Origin of the sequence: Acidovorax facilis, assembly GCF_050626955.1 — a bacterium.
Lineage (GTDB): Bacteria > Pseudomonadota > Gammaproteobacteria > Burkholderiales > Burkholderiaceae_C > Acidovorax > Acidovorax facilis.
The window spans coordinates 4,564,591-4,582,330 of record NZ_CP192460.1; the positions used below are offsets into that span (position 1 = coordinate 4,564,591).

General features: G+C 64.9%; 19 protein-coding genes. 5 read left to right on the top strand and 14 right to left on the bottom strand.

The features are described 5' to 3' along the window. Nucleotides 1-25: 25 nt before the first annotated feature. Both rsmG and mnmG read right to left on the bottom strand, forming a co-directional pair. Nucleotides 26-703: a 16S rRNA (guanine(527)-N(7))-methyltransferase RsmG gene (gene rsmG / locus ACQ4MJ_RS20935; RefSeq protein ID WP_431151412.1), complete on the bottom strand. Its 678-nt coding sequence runs from the start codon at nt 701-703 to the stop codon at nt 26-28. Further along, on the bottom strand, nt 700-2,679 hold the full coding sequence (gene mnmG, locus ACQ4MJ_RS20940; RefSeq protein WP_431151411.1) for a tRNA uridine-5-carboxymethylaminomethyl(34) synthesis enzyme MnmG: 1,980 nt from the start codon (nt 2,677-2,679) through the stop codon (nt 700-702). The genes rsmG and mnmG overlap by 4 nt, the downstream gene beginning before the upstream one ends. 150 nt (nt 2,680-2,829) lie before the next feature. Between mnmG and ACQ4MJ_RS20945 the strand changes: the two genes are divergently transcribed. From ACQ4MJ_RS20945 to ACQ4MJ_RS20960, 4 genes are all read left to right on the top strand, one after another. Then, on the top strand, nt 2,830-3,429 hold the full coding sequence (locus ACQ4MJ_RS20945; RefSeq protein ID WP_431151410.1) for a Crp/Fnr family transcriptional regulator: 600 nt from the start codon (nt 2,830-2,832) through the stop codon (nt 3,427-3,429). Nucleotides 3,430-3,482: 53 nt separating this feature from the next. Beyond that, on the top strand, nt 3,483-4,010 hold the full coding sequence (locus tag ACQ4MJ_RS20950) for an anthrone oxygenase family protein (protein WP_431151409.1): 528 nt from the start codon (nt 3,483-3,485) through the stop codon (nt 4,008-4,010). Nucleotides 4,011-4,120: 110 nt separating this feature from the next. Continuing rightward, on the top strand, nt 4,121-4,732 hold the full coding sequence (locus tag ACQ4MJ_RS20955; protein WP_218301391.1) for an NADPH-dependent FMN reductase: 612 nt from the start codon (nt 4,121-4,123) through the stop codon (nt 4,730-4,732). 79 nt (nt 4,733-4,811) lie between these two features. Next, complete coding sequence (locus tag ACQ4MJ_RS20960) at nt 4,812-5,090, top strand: YkgJ family cysteine cluster protein (protein WP_431151408.1); 279 nt, start codon at nt 4,812-4,814, stop codon at nt 5,088-5,090. Nucleotides 5,091-5,121: 31 nt separating this feature from the next. On the opposite strand, the gene ACQ4MJ_RS20965 is transcribed toward ACQ4MJ_RS20960, so the two are convergent. From ACQ4MJ_RS20965 to ACQ4MJ_RS21010, 10 genes are all read right to left on the bottom strand, one after another. Next, on the bottom strand, nt 5,122-5,490 hold the full coding sequence (locus ACQ4MJ_RS20965) for a VOC family protein (RefSeq protein ID WP_431151407.1): 369 nt from the start codon (nt 5,488-5,490) through the stop codon (nt 5,122-5,124). A gap of 187 nt (nt 5,491-5,677) precedes the next feature. Then, nucleotides 5,678-6,085: a VOC family protein gene (locus ACQ4MJ_RS20970; RefSeq protein WP_218301393.1), complete on the bottom strand. Its 408-nt coding sequence runs from the start codon at nt 6,083-6,085 to the stop codon at nt 5,678-5,680. 139 nt (nt 6,086-6,224) lie between these two features. After that, entirely contained in the window at nt 6,225-6,599 is a 375-nt protein-coding gene (locus tag ACQ4MJ_RS20975) for a DUF4087 domain-containing protein (RefSeq protein ID WP_431151406.1), read from the bottom strand. A gap of 348 nt (nt 6,600-6,947) precedes the next feature. Continuing rightward, nucleotides 6,948-8,168 (bottom strand): FAD-dependent oxidoreductase, encoded by a 1,221-nt coding sequence (locus tag ACQ4MJ_RS20980; protein WP_431151405.1) that lies wholly within the window; start codon nt 8,166-8,168, stop codon nt 6,948-6,950. Further along, on the bottom strand, nt 8,165-9,112 hold the full coding sequence (locus ACQ4MJ_RS20985; RefSeq protein ID WP_431151404.1) for an ornithine cyclodeaminase family protein: 948 nt from the start codon (nt 9,110-9,112) through the stop codon (nt 8,165-8,167). The genes ACQ4MJ_RS20980 and ACQ4MJ_RS20985 overlap by 4 nt, the downstream gene beginning before the upstream one ends. A 66-nt stretch (nt 9,113-9,178) precedes the next feature. Then, nucleotides 9,179-10,066 carry an amino acid ABC transporter substrate-binding protein gene (locus ACQ4MJ_RS20990; protein WP_431151403.1) on the bottom strand — a complete coding sequence of 296 codons (888 nt, stop codon included), beginning with the start codon at nt 10,064-10,066 and terminating at the stop codon, nt 9,179-9,181. Nucleotides 10,067-10,173: 107 nt separating this feature from the next. Beyond that, a complete protein-coding gene (locus tag ACQ4MJ_RS20995; RefSeq protein ID WP_431151402.1) occupies nt 10,174-11,580 on the bottom strand; it encodes an amidase in 1,407 nt (468 codons plus the stop codon). A gap of 17 nt (nt 11,581-11,597) precedes the next feature. After that, on the bottom strand, nt 11,598-12,284 hold the full coding sequence (locus ACQ4MJ_RS21000) for an amino acid ABC transporter permease (RefSeq protein WP_431151401.1): 687 nt from the start codon (nt 12,282-12,284) through the stop codon (nt 11,598-11,600). Then, complete coding sequence (locus tag ACQ4MJ_RS21005) at nt 12,281-12,940, bottom strand: amino acid ABC transporter permease (protein ID WP_431151400.1); 660 nt, start codon at nt 12,938-12,940, stop codon at nt 12,281-12,283. The genes ACQ4MJ_RS21000 and ACQ4MJ_RS21005 overlap by 4 nt, the downstream gene beginning before the upstream one ends. A gap of 2 nt (nt 12,941-12,942) precedes the next feature. Then, nucleotides 12,943-13,731, bottom strand: a complete 789-nt coding sequence (locus tag ACQ4MJ_RS21010; RefSeq protein WP_057227878.1) for an amino acid ABC transporter ATP-binding protein — start codon at nt 13,729-13,731, stop codon at nt 12,943-12,945. Between the two features lie 153 nt (nt 13,732-13,884). Here ACQ4MJ_RS21010 and ACQ4MJ_RS21015 point away from each other — a divergent pair, with 153 nt between their 5' ends. Next, the gene (locus tag ACQ4MJ_RS21015) at nt 13,885-15,030 is read left to right on the top strand and encodes a GlxA family transcriptional regulator (protein ID WP_431151399.1); all 1,146 of its coding nucleotides are present in this window, start codon (nt 13,885-13,887) and stop codon (nt 15,028-15,030) included. Here the strand turns inward: ACQ4MJ_RS21015 and ACQ4MJ_RS21020 are convergent. Together ACQ4MJ_RS21020 and ACQ4MJ_RS21025 are read right to left on the bottom strand one after the other, a co-directional pair. Continuing rightward, nucleotides 15,006-16,628: a methyl-accepting chemotaxis protein gene (locus tag ACQ4MJ_RS21020; RefSeq protein ID WP_431151398.1), complete on the bottom strand. Its 1,623-nt coding sequence runs from the start codon at nt 16,626-16,628 to the stop codon at nt 15,006-15,008. The genes ACQ4MJ_RS21015 and ACQ4MJ_RS21020 overlap by 25 nt on opposite strands. Before the next feature lie 133 nt (nt 16,629-16,761). Next, nucleotides 16,762-17,637: an ABC transporter substrate-binding protein gene (locus ACQ4MJ_RS21025; RefSeq protein ID WP_431151397.1), complete on the bottom strand. Its 876-nt coding sequence runs from the start codon at nt 17,635-17,637 to the stop codon at nt 16,762-16,764. Nucleotides 17,638-17,740 lie beyond the last annotated feature (103 nt).

Genomic DNA, 17,740 nt, shown 5'->3' on the forward strand with positions numbered 1-17,740 from the left:
CCGCTGACAAGCTAGCGGCCGACGGTCAGACCGGCTTCATCCAGATGATGCAGCGCTCGGCGTCGAGGCCTGGGACGGTGAGCTGTTCCACGTGAAACACCGACACATCGGTGGGCAGGGCCGTAATTTCATCCTCGGGGTGCTTGCCCTTCATGGCCAGCCAGACCCCGTGCGACGCCACCAGCGCGGCGCGCGACCAGGTCACAAAGTCAGGCAAAGAGGCAAAGGCGCGGCAGCTGATAATGTCGAAGGGGGTCGTCAGCGTCTCGACCCGCGCGTGCACGCCATGCAGGTTGCGCAGCTTGAGAGCCACCGCCGCCTGCTGGATGAACGCAGCCTTTTTGCCCACGGTGTCTACGCAGCTCACATCCACATCCGGGCAGCAGATGGCAAACACCACACCGGGCAAACCTCCGCCCGAGCCGACGTCGAGCAAGCGCACAGCGTGGTGGCCCTCCCCTGCAAGCACAGCAACATGGCGGCGCAACGGCGGCACAGCGGCCAGGCTGTCCAGCAGATGGTGCGTCATCATCTCCTGCGGATCGCGCACTGAGGTCAGGTTATAGACCTTGTTCCACTTTTGCAGCAGGGCCAGAAAATCCATCAACAGGGTGATCTGGGCGTCGGTCAGACCCAGGGCCAAGGCATCGGCCCCTGCCTGCAACTGTTGGCGCAAGCTGTCATTTGTCACTGCCATCGTCATGCCGCCACTTCCCCTTCTGCCTTGGCAGCCGCAACCGCCGCAAACTCCTTGAACCCGCCCTTCTTGAGATGCACCATCAGCAGCGAGATCGCTGCCGGCGTGATGCCCGTGATGCGGGAGGCGTGGCCCAGGGTTTCGGGCCGGTGGCGACTGAGCACCTGGCGTGCCTCGATGCTCAGGGCGGTGACCTGCATGTAGTCCAGCTCGGCTGGCAAGCGCAACTTTTCAAAGTGCGCGGCGCGCCCCACCTCATCTCGCTGCCGGTCGATGTAGCCCGAATACTTGGCGGCAATCTCCACCTGCCCCACCACGGGTTCGCTCAAATCGCCCAGCGTTTCACGTGAAACATCGTTGGTCGCGTATTTGCCACCATCCATGGACATCAGGTCGGTGTAGTTCACATCTGGGCGGCGCAGCAGTTCGAACAGGTTGTATTCATGCTCGATGCTCTTGCCCAGCACCCGCTCGGATTCGGCCGCAGGCAGGCTGCGCGGATTCACCCACGTGGCCTTTAGGCGTTCTGTTTCACGTGAAACAGCATCGCGCTTGCGGCTGAACGCATCCCAGCGGGCGTCATCCACCAGGCCCATTTTGCGACCGGCTTCCGTCAGGCGCATGTCCGCGTTGTCCTCGCGCAGTTGCAGGCGGAACTCGGCCCGGCTGGTGAACATGCGGTAGGGCTCGGTCACGCCCTTGGTGATGAGGTCGTCCACCAGCACGCCCAGGTAGGCCTCGTCGCGGCCAGGCAGCCAGGGCGCGTCGCCCCGGCACTGCAGGGCGGCGTTGATGCCAGCGAACAGGCCCTGGGCCGCCGCCTCTTCATAACCCGTGGTGCCGTTGATCTGCCCTGCAAAGAACAGGCCCTGGATCTGCCGCGTCTCGAAGCTGCTCTTGAGCGAGCGTGGGTCAAAGTAGTCGTACTCAATGGCGTAGCCGGGGCGCAGGATGTGCGCGTTCTCCAGCCCCTTCATGCTGCGCACCAGGTCGTACTGGATGTCGAACGGCAGGCTGGTGCTGATGCCGTTGGGGTAGAACTCGTGCGTGGTCAGCCCCTCGGGTTCCAGAAAGATCTGGTGGCTGTCCTTGTCGGCAAAGCGGTTGATCTTGTCTTCCACACTGGGGCAGTAGCGCGGGCCCACGCCCTCGATCTTGCCGGTGAACATGGGGCTGCGGTCAAATCCGCTGCGGATGATCTCGTGCGTGCGTTCGTTGGTGTGCGTCACCCAGCAAGGCATCTGGCGCGGGTGCATTTCTGCGTTGCCCATGAAGCTGAACACGGGCACCGTGCCCTCGTTCACACCACCGGGCATGCCGTCGCCGGGCTGCTCGGTGCACTTCGAGAAGTCGATGCTGCGCCCATCCAGCCGGGGCGGCGTGCCGGTTTTCAGGCGCCCCTGGGGCAGCTTTAGCTCCTTGAGGCGTGCCGATAGCGACACAGCGGGCGGGTCCCCTGCCCGGCCGGCGGCGTAGTTGTTCAAGCCCACATGGATCTTGCCGTCCAGAAAGGTGCCTGCGGTGAGCACCACGGTGCGCGAGCGGAAGCGGATGCCCACCTGCGTCACGGCGCCCACCACGCGGTCGCCTTCCACCATCAGGTCGTCCACCGCCTGCTGGAACAGCCACAGGTTGGGCTGGTTCTCCAGCATGCGGCGGATGGCGGCCTTGTACAGAATGCGGTCGGCCTGGGCGCGCGTGGCACGCACGGCAGGGCCCTTGGAGCTGTTGAGGATGCGGAACTGGATGCCGCCCTCGTCCGTGGCCAAGGCCATCGCACCGCCCAGCGCATCCACCTCTTTCACCAGGTGGCCCTTACCGATGCCGCCAATGCTGGGGTTGCAGCTCATCTGCCCCAGCGTCTCGATGTTGTGGGTCAGCAGCAGGGTTTTGCTGCCCATGCGCGCAGCGGCCAGCGCGGCCTCGGTGCCTGCATGGCCACCGCCGACAACGATCACATCAAATTCCTGGGGGTACAACATGGGAACACTCCGGGGCCTGGCGGGCCCGATAATCAAAACACCCGGTGCGCTAGGGTGCCCTGTCAAAGGCGCCGCACACCGGCCCTGCTGGTGGTGGGCGCACTTGGCGCCCCAGCAGGCAACCCGCGATTTTCCCACTTTGCGCAGGCCGTGTCTGTTTCCAGCCCCCTCACCCTCTTCCTGACCGAGTTGCTTGGCGTCCCGCCTCCGGCCGTGGAGACCTGGTGGGTACGCGCCGAACGGCTCTTGCTGGAGCGTGGCCAGCCCCTGCTGCGGGCGGGCGAACACTGGCGGCACCTGTGGTGGGTGGAGCGCGGCGCGCTGCGGCTGCACTACCTGGACCGCGACGGCGCAGAGTCCAACAAGAACTTCTTTCTGGACGGCGCCCTGTGCTGGCCCATCACTCCCACGCTGCGCCATCAGCCGGTGATGTTTCACGTGGAACCACTGGAAGACAGCGTGGTGTGGGCGCTGCCCTTGCCCGTCGATCCAGGTGAGCCGCTGCCCAGCGCGGGCTGGGCACCCTGGGCCGCGCTGGAGCACCGGGTGCTCTGCGCGCTGCTCGACGGCAAGATGCAGCGCGAGCAGGAGTTCTTGCAACTCAGCGCCCGCCAGCGCTACGCCAGTTTGCTGGAGCAGCACCCGCAGTGGGCGGATCGCATCGCCCTCAAACACCTCGCGTCCTACCTGGGCGTGACCGATGTCTCTCTGTCGCGCCTGCGCAGCGAGATGGGGCTTATCAAAGGATAAGGCGCGGGATGCGGGGCATCGGCAGACTGCGGGCATCGTTCTACATGCCCGCCATGACCACCATCCCACGCCCCCACAACCCGCCGGCTGCCCTGCTCGTCCTCATCCCGCACGCCCTCGCCGTGTTGTGGCTCGGCCTCATGGCGGGGTTCTTCGGCACCTACAGCGCCAACGTCAACCTGGCCATGTTGCAGATGGACGGCGCCACCTACGCCACCGTGCAGTCCGCCTTCAACCGCAACGTCCGGCACGCCCTGTTCTTTGCGCTGTTCTTTGGCCCCCCGCTGTGGTGCGCGCTGGCCCTGGCCACGGCCTGGCGTGAACACCGCGCGCTGTGGTGGCGCCTGCTGGCCCTGGTCGGCGTGGCCTACCTGCTGGGCATCGTGTTCTTCACCCAGCAGGTCAACCTGCCCCTGAACTACACAACAGAAGCCTGGAACCCCCAGGCCCTGCCCGCCGACTGGGCCAAAGTGCGTGACCAGTGGAATGCCGCCAACCTGTGGCGTGCGCTGCTCAGCCTGGGTTGCTTTGCCACAGCGCTGGGGACGCTGGTGGGGCGGCTTGCCGGTCGCGGCACGTAGATCGCTACATCCGCCCCGAACACCGTGCAGCCACACCACGGAATAACCCTGCCCGGCCTGCCTCGCTTGCAGGATTCCTGCCGCACGCCTGTGATTCAATCGCAGGCACCATGCCACACACCACTCCCTCCCTCCTCATCTTTGCCGGCAGCACGCGCCAGCAATCCTTCAACCGCAAACTGGCCCACGCCACCGCCGCCATCGCACGCGACGCGGGCGCCACCGTCACGCTGCTGGAGCTGTCCGAGTTCGACATCCCGCTGTACAACGCCGACCTCGAAGCCCAGGGCACGCCCGCCGACGTGATCCGGCTCAAAGAAATTCTGTGGCAGCACCCCGCCTGGGTCATCTGCTCGCCCGAATACAACGGCAGCTATACCGCCCTGCTCAAGAACACCATCGACTGGGCCTCCAGCCCCGTCAAAGGCAACCCTGACTGGCAAGACGGCGGCAAGAGCTTTCGCGGCAAGGTGGTGGGCATGCTCAGCGCGTCGCCGGGGGCACTGGGCGGCCTGCGCTCGCAAAGCCACCTGGCCCCCTTGCTCATCAACGCCGAATGCTGGCTGGCGCCCAAGGCGTTTGCACTGGGCTCGGCCGGCAGCGCGTTTGACGACAGCGGCGCCCTCATCCAGCAAGCCCACCGCGACCGCGTGCGCGCCGTGGTCGACCAGGTGCTGTGGGCATCCAGCCGCCTGCACGGCGATGCTGCCGCTGGCCAGTGAACTCCAAAATTTAAGTCAAATTGGCCTCTATCGCTTGCCCGACAAGCGCCAGCAGCTACATAAACAATAGCAACCACCCATGAACTGCCGCCCCGGCTGCGGCGCCTGCTGCACCGCCCCCTCCATCAGCTCGCCCATCCCGGGCATGCCGCAGGGCAAACCTGCGGGGGTGCGGTGCGTTCAACTGGGGGACGATGCGCGCTGCCGCATTTTTGGGCAGCCTGAGCGACCGGCCGTGTGCGGCGGGTTGATGCCGTCGGTGGAAATGTGCGGAACCAGCAATAGGCAGGCGCTGGCGTATCTAACGCGGCTGGAGCGCCTCACGCAGCCGGGAAGTGTTGGCGAACGGGTGGCGTAGGCGGTCCTGTTTCTATCGGGCGGGGTACCCACTACTTCATCGAGTGCAGCCCAACCTTGTTGCCCTCGGTGTCCACAAAATGGGCAAAAAAGCCAAAGTCGTTGCCAATCTCCGTCTTGGGCACCACCACCGCCCCACCCGCCTGCGCTACGCGCGCCAGCATCGGGGCCAGGTCCTCTCCGCCATTGAGATACACCATCGTCCCGTTCTGGGAGGGCATGCTGCCCTCGCCCTGCACGAGGGCGCCGCCGATGGCAGTGGGGTCGGTGGACAACATGCCCATCGTCGTCGGGCCCATTTCCATCGGCGCAATGGTGATGCCCAACACCGTCTCGTAGAAAGTCTTGGCGCGGGTGAAGTCGGTCACGGGAATCTCAAACCAGTTCAACGCGTGGGGCATGGTGCTCTCCTTGGAGTGAGTGAAATAGGAACCAGCACTGTGAACTCTTGCGCACGGCGAAGCAATGATGGGCTGCCAATTTACACCATTGGCTTTTGGTTTCAGTCTTGGGTAACGGCCCCTGCAGCCATCAGATTCGCAATACATTGCGAATCTGATTGATAGTTGGTCCCATAGCCTACGCAAGCTAACTCTGAGGAGTCAGAGGACTGCGCCATGCAGCTCGCTGAATCACCACGCGGTACCCGTCCGCATCCTCAAACGTGCAGCCCTGCTGGCTCCAGTACGGATTGAACGATTCGACCTCCTTGAAGCCAGCGCCACGCATCGCCTGGCAACGTTCCGTCCACGCCTGATGATCGGGAACATAGAAGACAAACAGATCTTCGGGCGTTGGCTGCGGCGTCACTGGGTGCCGGCGGCAGACGGTGAACTCAAAGTGGAAATCCGCGTCGCGGAAACCCAGCATGGTTCCATCGAAGCCATCGTGGTCCGCAAAGTGGGCGAGTTCTTCAAAGCCCAGGCCTTGCTGGTACTGGGCGACAGTGCGGCAAAGATCCAGCACGGGGCGCGCGATTCGCAGATGAATGCTCATAACTGGGGTGGTTGGTGGGAGCGGCCTCACTATAGCCACCGCAACAAGAAGACCCACGTGGAAGGACCGTGTTTTTTGGCCTGGAGTTTGGCTTGATGGCAATGCCACACCCACCGCCACCTGCCACTCCCTTCCTTCTTCAAGGCTTCGGCAGCGCCCGGTCCTCCCGGCACGCCTTCAACGGCTTCGCCGCCGCCGACGCAATGCGCACCACCCGCCTTTCGCTGCGGTCCACCACCACCTTCATGCACGCACACCCGTAGCCATAGTGGCCATTGGTTTTCTTCCACTGCGCGTCGGTGAACACAGGCCAGTCGCCTTCGGCACTGTCTCCACCCTGGGTGGAGACCACCCACTCGCCATCACGGTCGGTCAGGGTGGCGTTGTTGGGGGTGGGGTTGTGAAACCAGCCGCAGCGGTTTTCCAGCGGCTGGGCAACTCCGGCAGCAGCTTGCTGTGCTTGCGCCTGGGCTTGGGCCACCCACGACAGCAGCGCGAACAATAGCGTTGACACCACCGCGGCCCGGCTCTGTATCCCTACTCCACGCCGGGTTCCCTGCATGTCGGTGGTTGCGCACAACACTGCCATTTCTCGGTCCTTCGATATAAGCTTCAAAACGGGCCTCCCGCTTTACTGACCATCATCTATAGCTATACAAACAATAGCACAACCTCGAAGACGACTACCCCTGCTGCAGTGACTGTTGCATCGGGCTCGCAGGAGCCCTTGGTACCCGTCTTTCTTGGCGGTCTGCAGCAGCAAGGGGGCGGGCAGCGTCCACGTCCGTTTGTTGCGCCCACTGCCCATTGCTCTCGCCCGGCCAGTGTTTGCGAAGGCTGGGCGCCCTGAAGTTGTTCGAACTCACGCACCATCAACGCGACCCATGTGCCGGCTCAGCGCCACCGCACTGCCCGCCGCCAGCGTCAACCCCAACGCGCCGTGCCCCACATTGAGGTACACATTGCTGGACCGCCAGCGCCCCACGATGGGCACCGACGTTGGGGTAGCAGGCCTCAGTCCTGCCCAAGACTCTGGCGCACCGACGTCGCAAAGTCCCGGGTAGGTTTGGTCAACAGCCTCCACCATGGCCTGGACCCTGGCGGGCGCGATGTCCAGGCCCTTAGCGCCCACTTCTGCCATGGCGGCCACGCGCAGGCTGTTGTGCAGCGGTGCAAACACGGTCTTGCGCGCCAGATCCGTCACGCTCGCGCAGGGGCGCTGCACACCGGGGAGAAACGGCACCGTGATGCTGTAGCCCTTGATGGGGTAGATGGGCAAATAGATGCCCAGCGCAGCGGCAAGCGTGACTGCGCGCGGGCCTGCTGCCAGCACGAAAGCATCGGCTTCGATCTCGCCCTGGTGGGTCATCACGGCGCTGATACGGCTGCGATGCCGCACAAAGCCGCTGGCTTGCACACCCAGCGACACGGTGCCGCCCAGGCGCTGCAGGCTGCCCACCATTTCCTGGCACAAAAGGTGGGGGTCGGCCACGCATTCGCTTTGCGTCCACACGCCACCGACAAAGCGCAGCGCACGCGCGCGGCGCAGGGCGGGTTCCGCTTCCAGGCATTCCTGCACGGTCAATATCTGCTGGTCACAGCCAAGTGCCGCCTGCAAACGCACTTGCCGCTCTTGCTGCCGCAACGCCTCCGCAGTGGGGCAGAGCACCAGCTTCCCGTTTTGCTCGAAACCGAAATTCCAGTCTTCTGCCTGCATCCAGTCGGCCAGCGTGGCCCGGCTGGCCTGCGCCATCTGCAGCAGCGTCTCGGTGCCACGCACCGACTGCCGCACCGTGCAGGCCCTGAGGAATTGCAGGCCCCAGGCCCACTGCCTCCAGTCCCAGCGCGGATGAAACCGAACCGCCGACTCTCGCGACAGCAGCATCTTGGGCAGCGCCCAGAGCGTGGCGGGCGATGCAAAGGGCTCCACATAGCTGTAGCTCAGCTGTGCTCCGTTGGCGTAACTGGTGGCCAAACCGGGGGCCGCTTCCGAGTCGAGCAGATGCACGTCAAAACCCTGCCGCGCCAGCTGGTAGGCCGTGGCACAACCGATCAGCCCCGCGCCGATGACACAGACCTTCATGGCTGCCCTCGACCCGCTGGCGCCCGCCCGGGCAGGATGCGTGACACTGCGAGCTGCGCCACCGCCACATCGGCCAGCCCAACGCCCACCGACTTGAACACGGTGATGGCGGGCTCCACTGGACGCCAGGGCGCCTGGCCCGCGTAGAGTTCCGGCAGATCCACGAAGGGCGATGCGGCGCTGCGCCCTGCCCACAGCACCACCTCGCCTGCCTCGGCCAGGCTCTGCGGCTTCCACTCCACGATGATGCGGCCGGTACGGTCCATGGTGGCGTCGTCCAGTTCGCGCCCCTTGGGCGTGCTGGTTCCGATGGCCGACACAAAAGCGCCCGGCGCGAGCCATGCACCATCAAACACGGGCATGGCCGAGCGCGTAGCCGTGACCACGATATCGGCGTCCCGCACGGCCGCCTCTGGCGTGGTGAAGGCCACGCGGCAGCCCGTGCTGCGGGCCAAGGCCTCGGCCCAGGCAACGTCGCCAGCCGGGTCCACCAGGGCGATCTCCTCGAATTCGAACCACCCGCACAGCGCCGCCACCTGGGCCCGGCCCTGCAACCCTGTGCCAAACAGTGCGAGCTTGCGCGGACGCGCCGCAGCCGCCTTGGATGCCACCAGCGTCGTGATGGCCGCCGTGCGCAGCCGCGTAATCTCGTTGCCGTCCAGCACCGCCAGCGGCTGGTTGCTGGCCAGATCGAACAACAGAATGGAGAAACTGAACTGCCCCCGCACCGTGGGATAGACCTTGACACCACCCACGGCGCGGTCTGCCCACACGGCCCCCATGGTGCTCAGGCGCAGGTCATGGCAATCCGTGCGCTGGCGGCAGTGGACGGCGGCGCCACCGGTGGCCAGGCTTGCAAACGCTTCGCCCAGCACCGTGGCGACGGAGGGGAAATCAAGGGTTTCGGAAATCTGCTGATCGCTGATGAAGGGAATGCTGTTCATGTGGATAGGCTGGTACCGCCAGAAAAAGAGGGAAAGAAAGGAACAAGGCGTGCAGGGCGCGCGCCTTCAGGGAATGCCGTACTTGTTGGGGTAGCGGATGTTTTCGCGCATGTGCACGCTCATGGGAATGCGCAGCGATGCCGTGTCGAACCATTTGCGGTAGATGGCGGCCAGCTCGCCCGAGTGCATGAGGGAAAGCACCGTACGGTCCACGATCTCGCGCAGCGGCACATCGTCCTTGGGCAACATGAAGGCGTAGGGTTCCACCGTGAGATGTCTTCCCGTCACATGCAGGCGATCCTTTGCGGGTGATGCAGCGATCAGGCCGTACAGCAGAATGTCATCCTGCGCAAACGCGTCCACGCGCCCTTCTTCCACAAGGCGCACACCTTCGGCGTCGGTGGGCACCACCACCACATCCAGCGCCTGCTCCTGGCGCAGGCGCTGCAGCGTGTCCTGCGCCGTGGTGCCGTTGCTCACGGCAATACGCCGCCGCCACAGACTGGATACACCATCAAGCTGCACCGATGGGCGCGCCAGGAACCGCACGCCCGTGGTGAACAGCGTGTGCGAAAAGTCCACATCCCGCTGCCGGCCCACGGTATTGGTGTTGCCACCGCACTCGAGGTCGATGGCACCGGCCTTCAGCAGCGGGATACGCTGCGCCGCCTCCAGCGGCCGAAAATCCACGCGCAGGTCTGGCCGGCCAACGGCCTTGCGAATTCCCTCCACCACCTTCATGCAAACGTCGATCGAGTAACCCACCGTGTTACCACTCGCATCGCGGAACGCAAACGTACCCGGCGTTGGGATGTAGCCCACATTCACCGTACCGCTGCGCACCATGCGTGCCAAGGCGCTGCCTGCCGTCTGGGCATGACAAGCCGCTGTCCCCCACAGCAATGCCGCAACGAGCGGGGTCAGCAGGGATTTCACATCCAGGATTGCAGACATGGACCACTCCTTAACAAATAGACGCTGCAGACGGACCGTGAGGCGCCGGTGAATCGCACGGACCCCGTCAACACACTGAGGGAAGAAAAACAAGGCTGGAAAGAGGCTTAAGCCTCCAGCCCAGGCGGCACAGCCCGGTGCCAGCGCGTCGCGCGCTCGAAGGCATCGCCTACCCGCAAAATGGTCGCCTCGTCAAACGGCCGCCCGATGACCTGCATGGACACCGGCATGCCCGCCCCCGTGAACCCCGCAGGCACCGCCACAGAGCAAAGATCCAGCAGGTTCACGAAGCGGCCAAAGCGCGACAGCGGCGTGGCCAATTCGTCCACCTCAGAGACCGGGATGGCGGCAATCGCGTTGGTGGGGAACACACAGACATCCACACCCTCCATGGCAATGAGCATGTCGGCCTTGGCCTGCTCCCGCAGCTTGAGCAGGTGGATGTACTGCGCCGAGCCGATATCACGCCCCAGCAGAATGCGCCGGCGCACATGGGGGTCAAATTCAAGCCCATCCTGCTCGAACAAGGGGCCCAGATTGGCGTACCCCTCGGCGCTCATCAGGCTTCCCGCCACGAGCATGGATTCGGAGCTGCTTTGCGGCAGCGCCCGGTTCACCCGCTGCATGCCCAGGGCGTCCAGCACCTGCAGCGCCTGGTCGTACACGGCGAGCACCTCGGCAGCCACATGCTCGCGCTCTGCCTCTGGAAGGGTCCACACCCGCATGCCCGCCACCGAGCGCTGCGCATCGAGCTGCGGCAAGACCTCGCGCACAGGCACCGGCAGGGAGACGCTGTCGCGCGGGTCCGGGCCCGAGAGCACGTCGAGCAGGAGGGCACTGTCGCGCACCGTACGGGTCAGTGGCCCCACGGTGTCGTGCGTGGGGCACAGCTCGATCAGCCCGTGGCGGCTGATCAGGCCGCGCGTGGTCTTGAGCCCCACCACCCCGCACAGCCCCGCCGGAATGCGCACTGAGCCGCCCGTGTCGGTGCCCACACTGGCTGAACACATGCCGGACGCCAGCGCCACGGCCGATCCGCTGCTGCTGCCACCGGGGGTGCGGTGGGTCTGCAGATCCCAGGGGTTCCACGGCGTGCCCATGGCGGCATTGGTGCCCCAGCCGCCAAAGGCGAACTCCACCGTGTGCGTCTTGCCGATCACCACGGCCCCGGCAGCACGCAAGCGCTCCACCACGGCAGCGCTGATCGCCGAAGTGCGCGGCGGGCGCGCTTTCGAGCCTGCCGAGATGGGCTTGTCCTGAACCTCGAACAGGTCTTTCACTGCCACGGTCACACCGTGCAACGGGCCCAGGCGCACACCAGCCCGTGCCATCTGGTCCAGGCCGCGTGCGGTGGCGCGGGCCTCGTCGGCATACACGTCGATAAAGGCATGCAGCTGGCTGTCATAGCGCGCAATGCGCGCCAGCTGCGCCTCCAGCAGCGCCTCGCTTGAGAGTTCTCCGCGATGGATGGCGGCGGCCAGCCGTTCCAGCGGCGCGTAGGTCATGGATGTCATGGTGTTGTTGTCTCGGTTCATGCCGCACCCACCGTGCGGCGTCCATGGGCCAGGCGCCGTTCCAGCCACCGCGACAACAGGGACAGGGGAAACGCAATCGCGAAATACAGCAGCCCTACCAGGATGAAGATGTGCAGCGGCAGGAAGTACTCGCTGGACATGGCCTTGGCTGTCAGCATCAGTTCGTTGGTGGCGATCAGCGCACACAACGAGCTGTCCTTGAGCAGCGCCACATAGCTGTTGAGCAACGGCGGCAGCATCACCCGCAGGGCCTGCGGCAGCGTGACGTAGAGGAATACCTGCCGTGGTGTCAGGCCCGCAGCCAGGCCCGCCTCGCGCTGCCCACCGTGCACCGATTTGAGCCCGCCGCGCAGAACCTCGGCCACGTAAGCCGCGCCATGTACACCGAGGCCAATAGCGCCAGCCCAGTAGCCTGACAACGTGACCCCCGCTGCTGGCAGCGCGAAATAGATGGCCAAGAGCAGCGCCAGCAGGGGCACCGCGCGCAGCAGCTGAATGAAGCCATTGGCCCCGTACCGCAGCAAGGTCACACCGCTGCGCAGCATCCACACCAGCACGGCGCCCAGCACCAGTGCGATGACGAAGCCGATGGCCGAGAGTTCGGCCGTGACCACCGCCGCCTCCAGCAGCCGAGGCCACCAATCGACCATGTACTCGGCGTAGGTTGCAAAGAACGTTTTCATCGCGCACCCCCTGCCGTGCTGCGTTCGAGGCGCGCAAAAGCCCAGCTGATAGGCAGCACCATCGCCGCATAGAGCAGCATGGCGGTCAGGTAAATGATCGGCGTCTCGAACGTGGATGTGACCAGATTGCGCGCATAGAACATCACCTCAGGCGCCGCAATGGCCGAGGCAATCGAGGTGTCCTTGACCAGCTGGCTTGCGTAGCTGCCCAGCGAAGGCAAGGTCACGCGCAGCATTTGCGGCAGCAGCACATTGCGCAGCGCCTGGGCCGGTGTCAGGCCCACTGCCAGCGCCGCCTCGCGCTGGCCTGCGTGCAGGCAGCACAGGCCCGCCGCGAACACCTCGCACAGGATGGCCGCGCCCACCAGGCCCAGGCCAATCACCGCAGCCGTGAGCGGCGACAGCCGCACCCCCACGGACGCCAGCCCAAAGTACAGCACGAACAGATGCGCCAGCGCTGGCACATTGCGCATCCACTCGATGTAGACCGCGATGACAGCCTGCAGCACACGGTTGTGCGCAAAGACCACCAGCAGCGCCAGCAAAAGGCCCAGGCTGGAAGCCAGCAGTCCCGCGCCCAGGGCCACCTGCGCTGCGGTCACCGCGCCACGCGCGAGCGTGAGCACAATGAGGATCAGGGTTTCGATGCCGGGCATGGTCACAGCTCCAGCCCGGCTTCCTTGCCAACCTGGCCAAGAAAGCTGCGTGTGCGCTCCATGCGCGGCTGATTGATCACCTGCGCGGCCGGCCCCTCTTCCACGATGTGCCCGCCGTCCATGAAGATCACGCGATCGGCCACGTCACGCGCAAAGCGGATTTCGTGCGTGACCAGGATCATTGAGCGGCCCTCCTCGGCCAGTTCCCGAATCACGCCCAGCACCTCGCCCACCAGCTCAGGGTCCAACGCCGAAGTGGGCTCGTCGAAAAGAATCAGCTTGGGCTTTTGCGCCAGCGTACGCGCAATCGCCACGCGCTGCTGCTGCCCGCCCGAAAGCTGCTCGGGATAGGCATCGGCCTTGTGGCGCAGGTGCACCTTGTCGAGCATTTCTTCAGCCAACGCATAGGCCGCATCACGCGGCATGCGCGCAGCCTTGATCGATGCCAGCGCCACGTTGTCGCGCACGGTGAGGTGCGGCCACAGGTAGAACAGCTGAAACACCATGCCGATCTCGCGGCGCTGCGGCGCCATCTCGGTGTCGGTCATAAAGCGCCAGGCGTCCTTCCCTGCAGGCACTTGCCCGATACGCTCGGATTCGAGCAGCACCTCTCCCGCCTGGGGTTTCTCCAGAAAGTTCAGGCAGCGCAGGCAGGTGGACTTGCCCGACCCGCTGGGGCCAATGAGCGAGAGCGTCTCGCCTTTTTGCAGGTTGAACGAAATGCCCTTGAGCACCTCGGCCGGGCCATAGCTCTTCTTGAGGCCGCTCACTTGAAGCAGGGGATGGTTCACATGGTTCTCCAGACAAAACTGCGGGTAGCGCGGCACGGTCTTTGCAACCGCACACGTCGATACCCAGTGCCTCCATGCTAGAAATTTCGTCCATCTGTTCATTGCAGGCCGTCGCCGCTATATTGAACGTATGCGACATACCGGGAAAACCCCATGCCCCCAACCAAAGCCCGTCCCAAAGAGCTTTCTGAAGAGATTGGTGCAAATTTGCACCAGGCCATTGCACAGAACACAGGCGACATTGGTGCATTGATTGACCGGCTGGACGCCCCACCCCGGGCCACCCCTGCGCGGCGCAGGCCTGCGGCCACCGCGTCGGCGGCGGAGCTGCGCGTGGGCATCCTGCTGTGGCCGCAGTTCCCGCTGCTGTCGCTGGCCGGGCTGTGTGATGGCCTGCGCCATGCTGCCGACGTCGGCGACCAGAGTCGGCAGATCCGCTGCTCGTGGACCATCCTCGGGGTGCCGGGGCAATCGGTGCAGGCCAGTTGCGGAGTGGCGGTGCCGGTACAGGAATCGCTTTCTTCCGAGTGCGACTACGACTACATCGCGGTCATCGGAGGCCTGCTTTCGGCCATCCCCACCGCCAGCCCGCGTTACAGCACCTTCCTGCATTTCGCGGCGTCGCTGGGCAAGCCACTGATCGGCATCTGCACAGGCTCATTCGCGCTCGCTCAGGCGGGGCTCATGGCGGGACGCCGCGCTTGCGTGCATCCTTTTCATGTGGAGGACTGGAAGGCCGCCTTCCCCGCACTGGACTACAGCACTGACTGCCACTATGTGTTCGACGGCGACCGCATCAGCTGCGCAGGTGGCATCTCCATCGTGGAGCTCACGGCCGAGCTGGTGCGCCTGCATTGCGGGCCCGACCGGGCGGCCAAGGTCATCCACCAAATGACGGTGAACCCCGCCGCCAGCAGCACCCATGTGGCGCGCCGCCATGCTCTGGGCTACGGCACCGCCGACCACGACAAGCTGCGCCAGGCCATCGTACTGATGGAAAAGAACATCGGGACACCGCTGGAGATCGCGGTTATCGCACGGCTGGTGGATTCAAGCAGCCGCCAGCTCGAACGTGTCTTCCTGGCCGAGACGCGCACCACGCCGTCCGAGTACTACCGCAACGCACGGCTCAAGTACGCGCGCTGGATGCTCACCAGCACCGACCTGCCCATCATCACCATCGCCTACGAATGCGGCTTCTCGGACGCGTCGCATTTCATCCGACACTTCCAGCAGCTCTACGGCATGCCCCCGGGGCGCATGCGCAAGGCGCTTCAGGCGGCCACAGTGGAGGCCTGAAGCAGGCGGCGCCCGCCATCGCCCGGTTCTTCTTCGATGCGAAAACGCGCCACCACCGACACCAGCCGGCCAGACTGCGCATAGAGCGCTTCCGAGGCCCCGCGCGCTTCCTCCACCAGCGCAGCATTGCGCTGTGTGAACTGGTCGATGCGCGAAAGCACCTCAGTCAACTGGCGCACTCCCACATGCTGCTCGACGCTGGCCGTCTGCACCGCAGCCATCAGTTGGGCAAACGAGTTGACGGCTTCGATCACACTCGCCGTCTGCACATGCGCGCGTTCCACCATGCTCCGGCACGCAGCGATCTGCTCGTTCGATTGCTGAATCAGCTGGCGGATCTCCTTGGCAGAACTCGCGGAGTGCAACGCCAGGCTGCGCACCTCGCTGGCCACCACGGCAAAGCCGCGCCCCTGCTCACCAGCACGGGCTGCTTCCACGGCGGCATTGAGCGCCAGGATGTTGGTCTGGAACGCAATGCCATCGATCACTGCAGTGGTCTCGGCAATGCGTGCACCATGCCCAGCCACCGCCAGCATGCTCTGCATGGCCCCATCGACGATGGACTGGCCCTCGCGCGCCACACTGCAGGCCGATGTGGCAAGCCGGTGCGCATCCAGCACCGATTGTTGCGTGTTGCCCATGGTCGCCGCAAACTGCTCCAGCGCCGCAGCCGCCTGCTGCAGCTCGGCCGACTGCATCTCGGTGCGCTCGGACAGATTCTTGGCCTCATGGACCAAGCTGCGGCTTTGCGCCGCCACATCCACCGATGCGCTGCGCACTTGCTGCACGGTGTCACCCAGGCCACCCACCATGGCGCGCAGCGAGGCAATCACCGAACCGGCGGGCGCCACCACGCCCGGTAGCGGTGCAGTCAACAGCCCGTCCGACACCCGGGCCATGGCCTGCGCCACGGCCCGGGGCTCTGCTCCCAGCCGGCGTGTCAGCGTGCGCACCAGGGCCACCGCCACAGCGCAACCCACCAGCAGCACCAGCACGAACGACACGGCCATCTGCACCAGCATGCCCTGCAGCGCCGTGATGGACGCAGCGGCCGCCTGCTCCACCTGGCGCGCCTGGGCCTCTCGCAGTTGCGCCAGGGCCTGCAGATAGGCCGTCTGCGATTGGCGCAAAGCCCCGGTCAGCATGCCGCGTGCAGGGCCGCGCGCACCGCTCTGCAGAAGCGCCAGGAACTGGTCGCGGTCCTGCCGAAAGCGCGTGGCAGCCTGCCCGATCTGTACCAGCAACTCGCGCTCGGGAGCGAGCACCACCGCTCCCTGCAACGCGGCCATCCGGCTGTCGATGTGCCGCTGCGCCGCATCAATGCGCTCCACCTCGGTGGGCAGGTCTTCCTGCATCTCCACCAGAACCGCATCGCGCAGCGCACGGGATATGGACGACACCTCCAGCGACACCTCGTAGGCCGCACTCCACAGAGGCAGGCTCTCACTTGCAATCGACGCCACCCGCGCGTTTGCTGCCAGCCCTGCCTGCACGGCCAGCCCCAGCGCCAACGCAAGCAGCGCGCCAATGGCCGAAAAACCGAGGATCAGCGACGCGCGTATAGACAGCCCGCGCCCGGCCCGTTCAAGGAATGCCATGGTGGTTAAAAAGAAGAAAAAAGAAGATGAAGGGCCGGCGGGGCTGGCGGACCCGCAATAAAAAAGCCGCATGCTGCGCGTGGCGGGCATGCGGCGTGTCAAGGCCAGGGGGTCATGGCCTACCCAATTGGGCTCACTTGCAGGAAGGCAGCTTCCAGTCGGCGGGGCGGTCAACACCGGCACGGGTGTTCTGGCCCACGGGGATGTACCAGACGTCCTGCACCAGGCCGTAGGTCTTGCCGATCTTGCGCAGATCGCAGCTGCCCCAGAGCTTGGCGATCTCGGTGTTCACGGCCTTGACCAGCTCAGGGTTGTCCTTGTTCAGGCCAAACACCACCTGGCCCAGGCCTGTCAGTAGCGGGTAGTCGGGCGAGGAATCGGTGAAAGCATTGAATTTGACCTTCCACTGCGGGTTCTGCGAGATGGCGTACTGCATCACCGGCGGGTCGCCGATCACCGCGTCGATGCGGCCCGCCAGCAGGTCGCGCACAGCGGCGTCCGAGGTGTCGTACAGCGCCAGCTGCAGGCCGTTGATCTTGCGCAGCTCGGGGATGAACGAGAAGCCGGTGATGGTGCCGACCTTCTTGCCTTCAAGATCCTTGAGCTTGCTCCAGTCCGTCTTGTCCGACTGGGTGATGCCGTTCTTGAAGTAGTGGATGGGATCACTCAACGCCATGATCTTGGAGCGCTGCTCCGTCCATCCCATGGTGCCTGCCATCACATCCACGCGCTTCGATTGCACCGAGGCAATCGTGCCCGACCATTCCATCAGCGCGGGCTTGACCTTGAGCTTGAGTGCATCGGCAATGCGCTGCAGGATCTCGCCGTCGTAGCCGACCATCTTGCCGTCCTGGTAGCCTGTGCCAGGCATGTCGCCAGAGAAGGCGATGGTGAAGGCGCCTTTGTCCACCGTCTCCAGGGCATGGGCAGAAAGCCCCAGCGCCGACAGGCAGGTGACGGCAGCGAACGAGGCCAGAAGCCTCCTGATTTTCAAGCTTGGATTGAACATGGTGATCTCCAAAAATCCGGTTGTTCCCTCCCACCGACTGATGGGATGGAATGACTTTAGAGACGCTTTTCAGGCGGAGATTGGAGGTTCTCACAGCGCAATT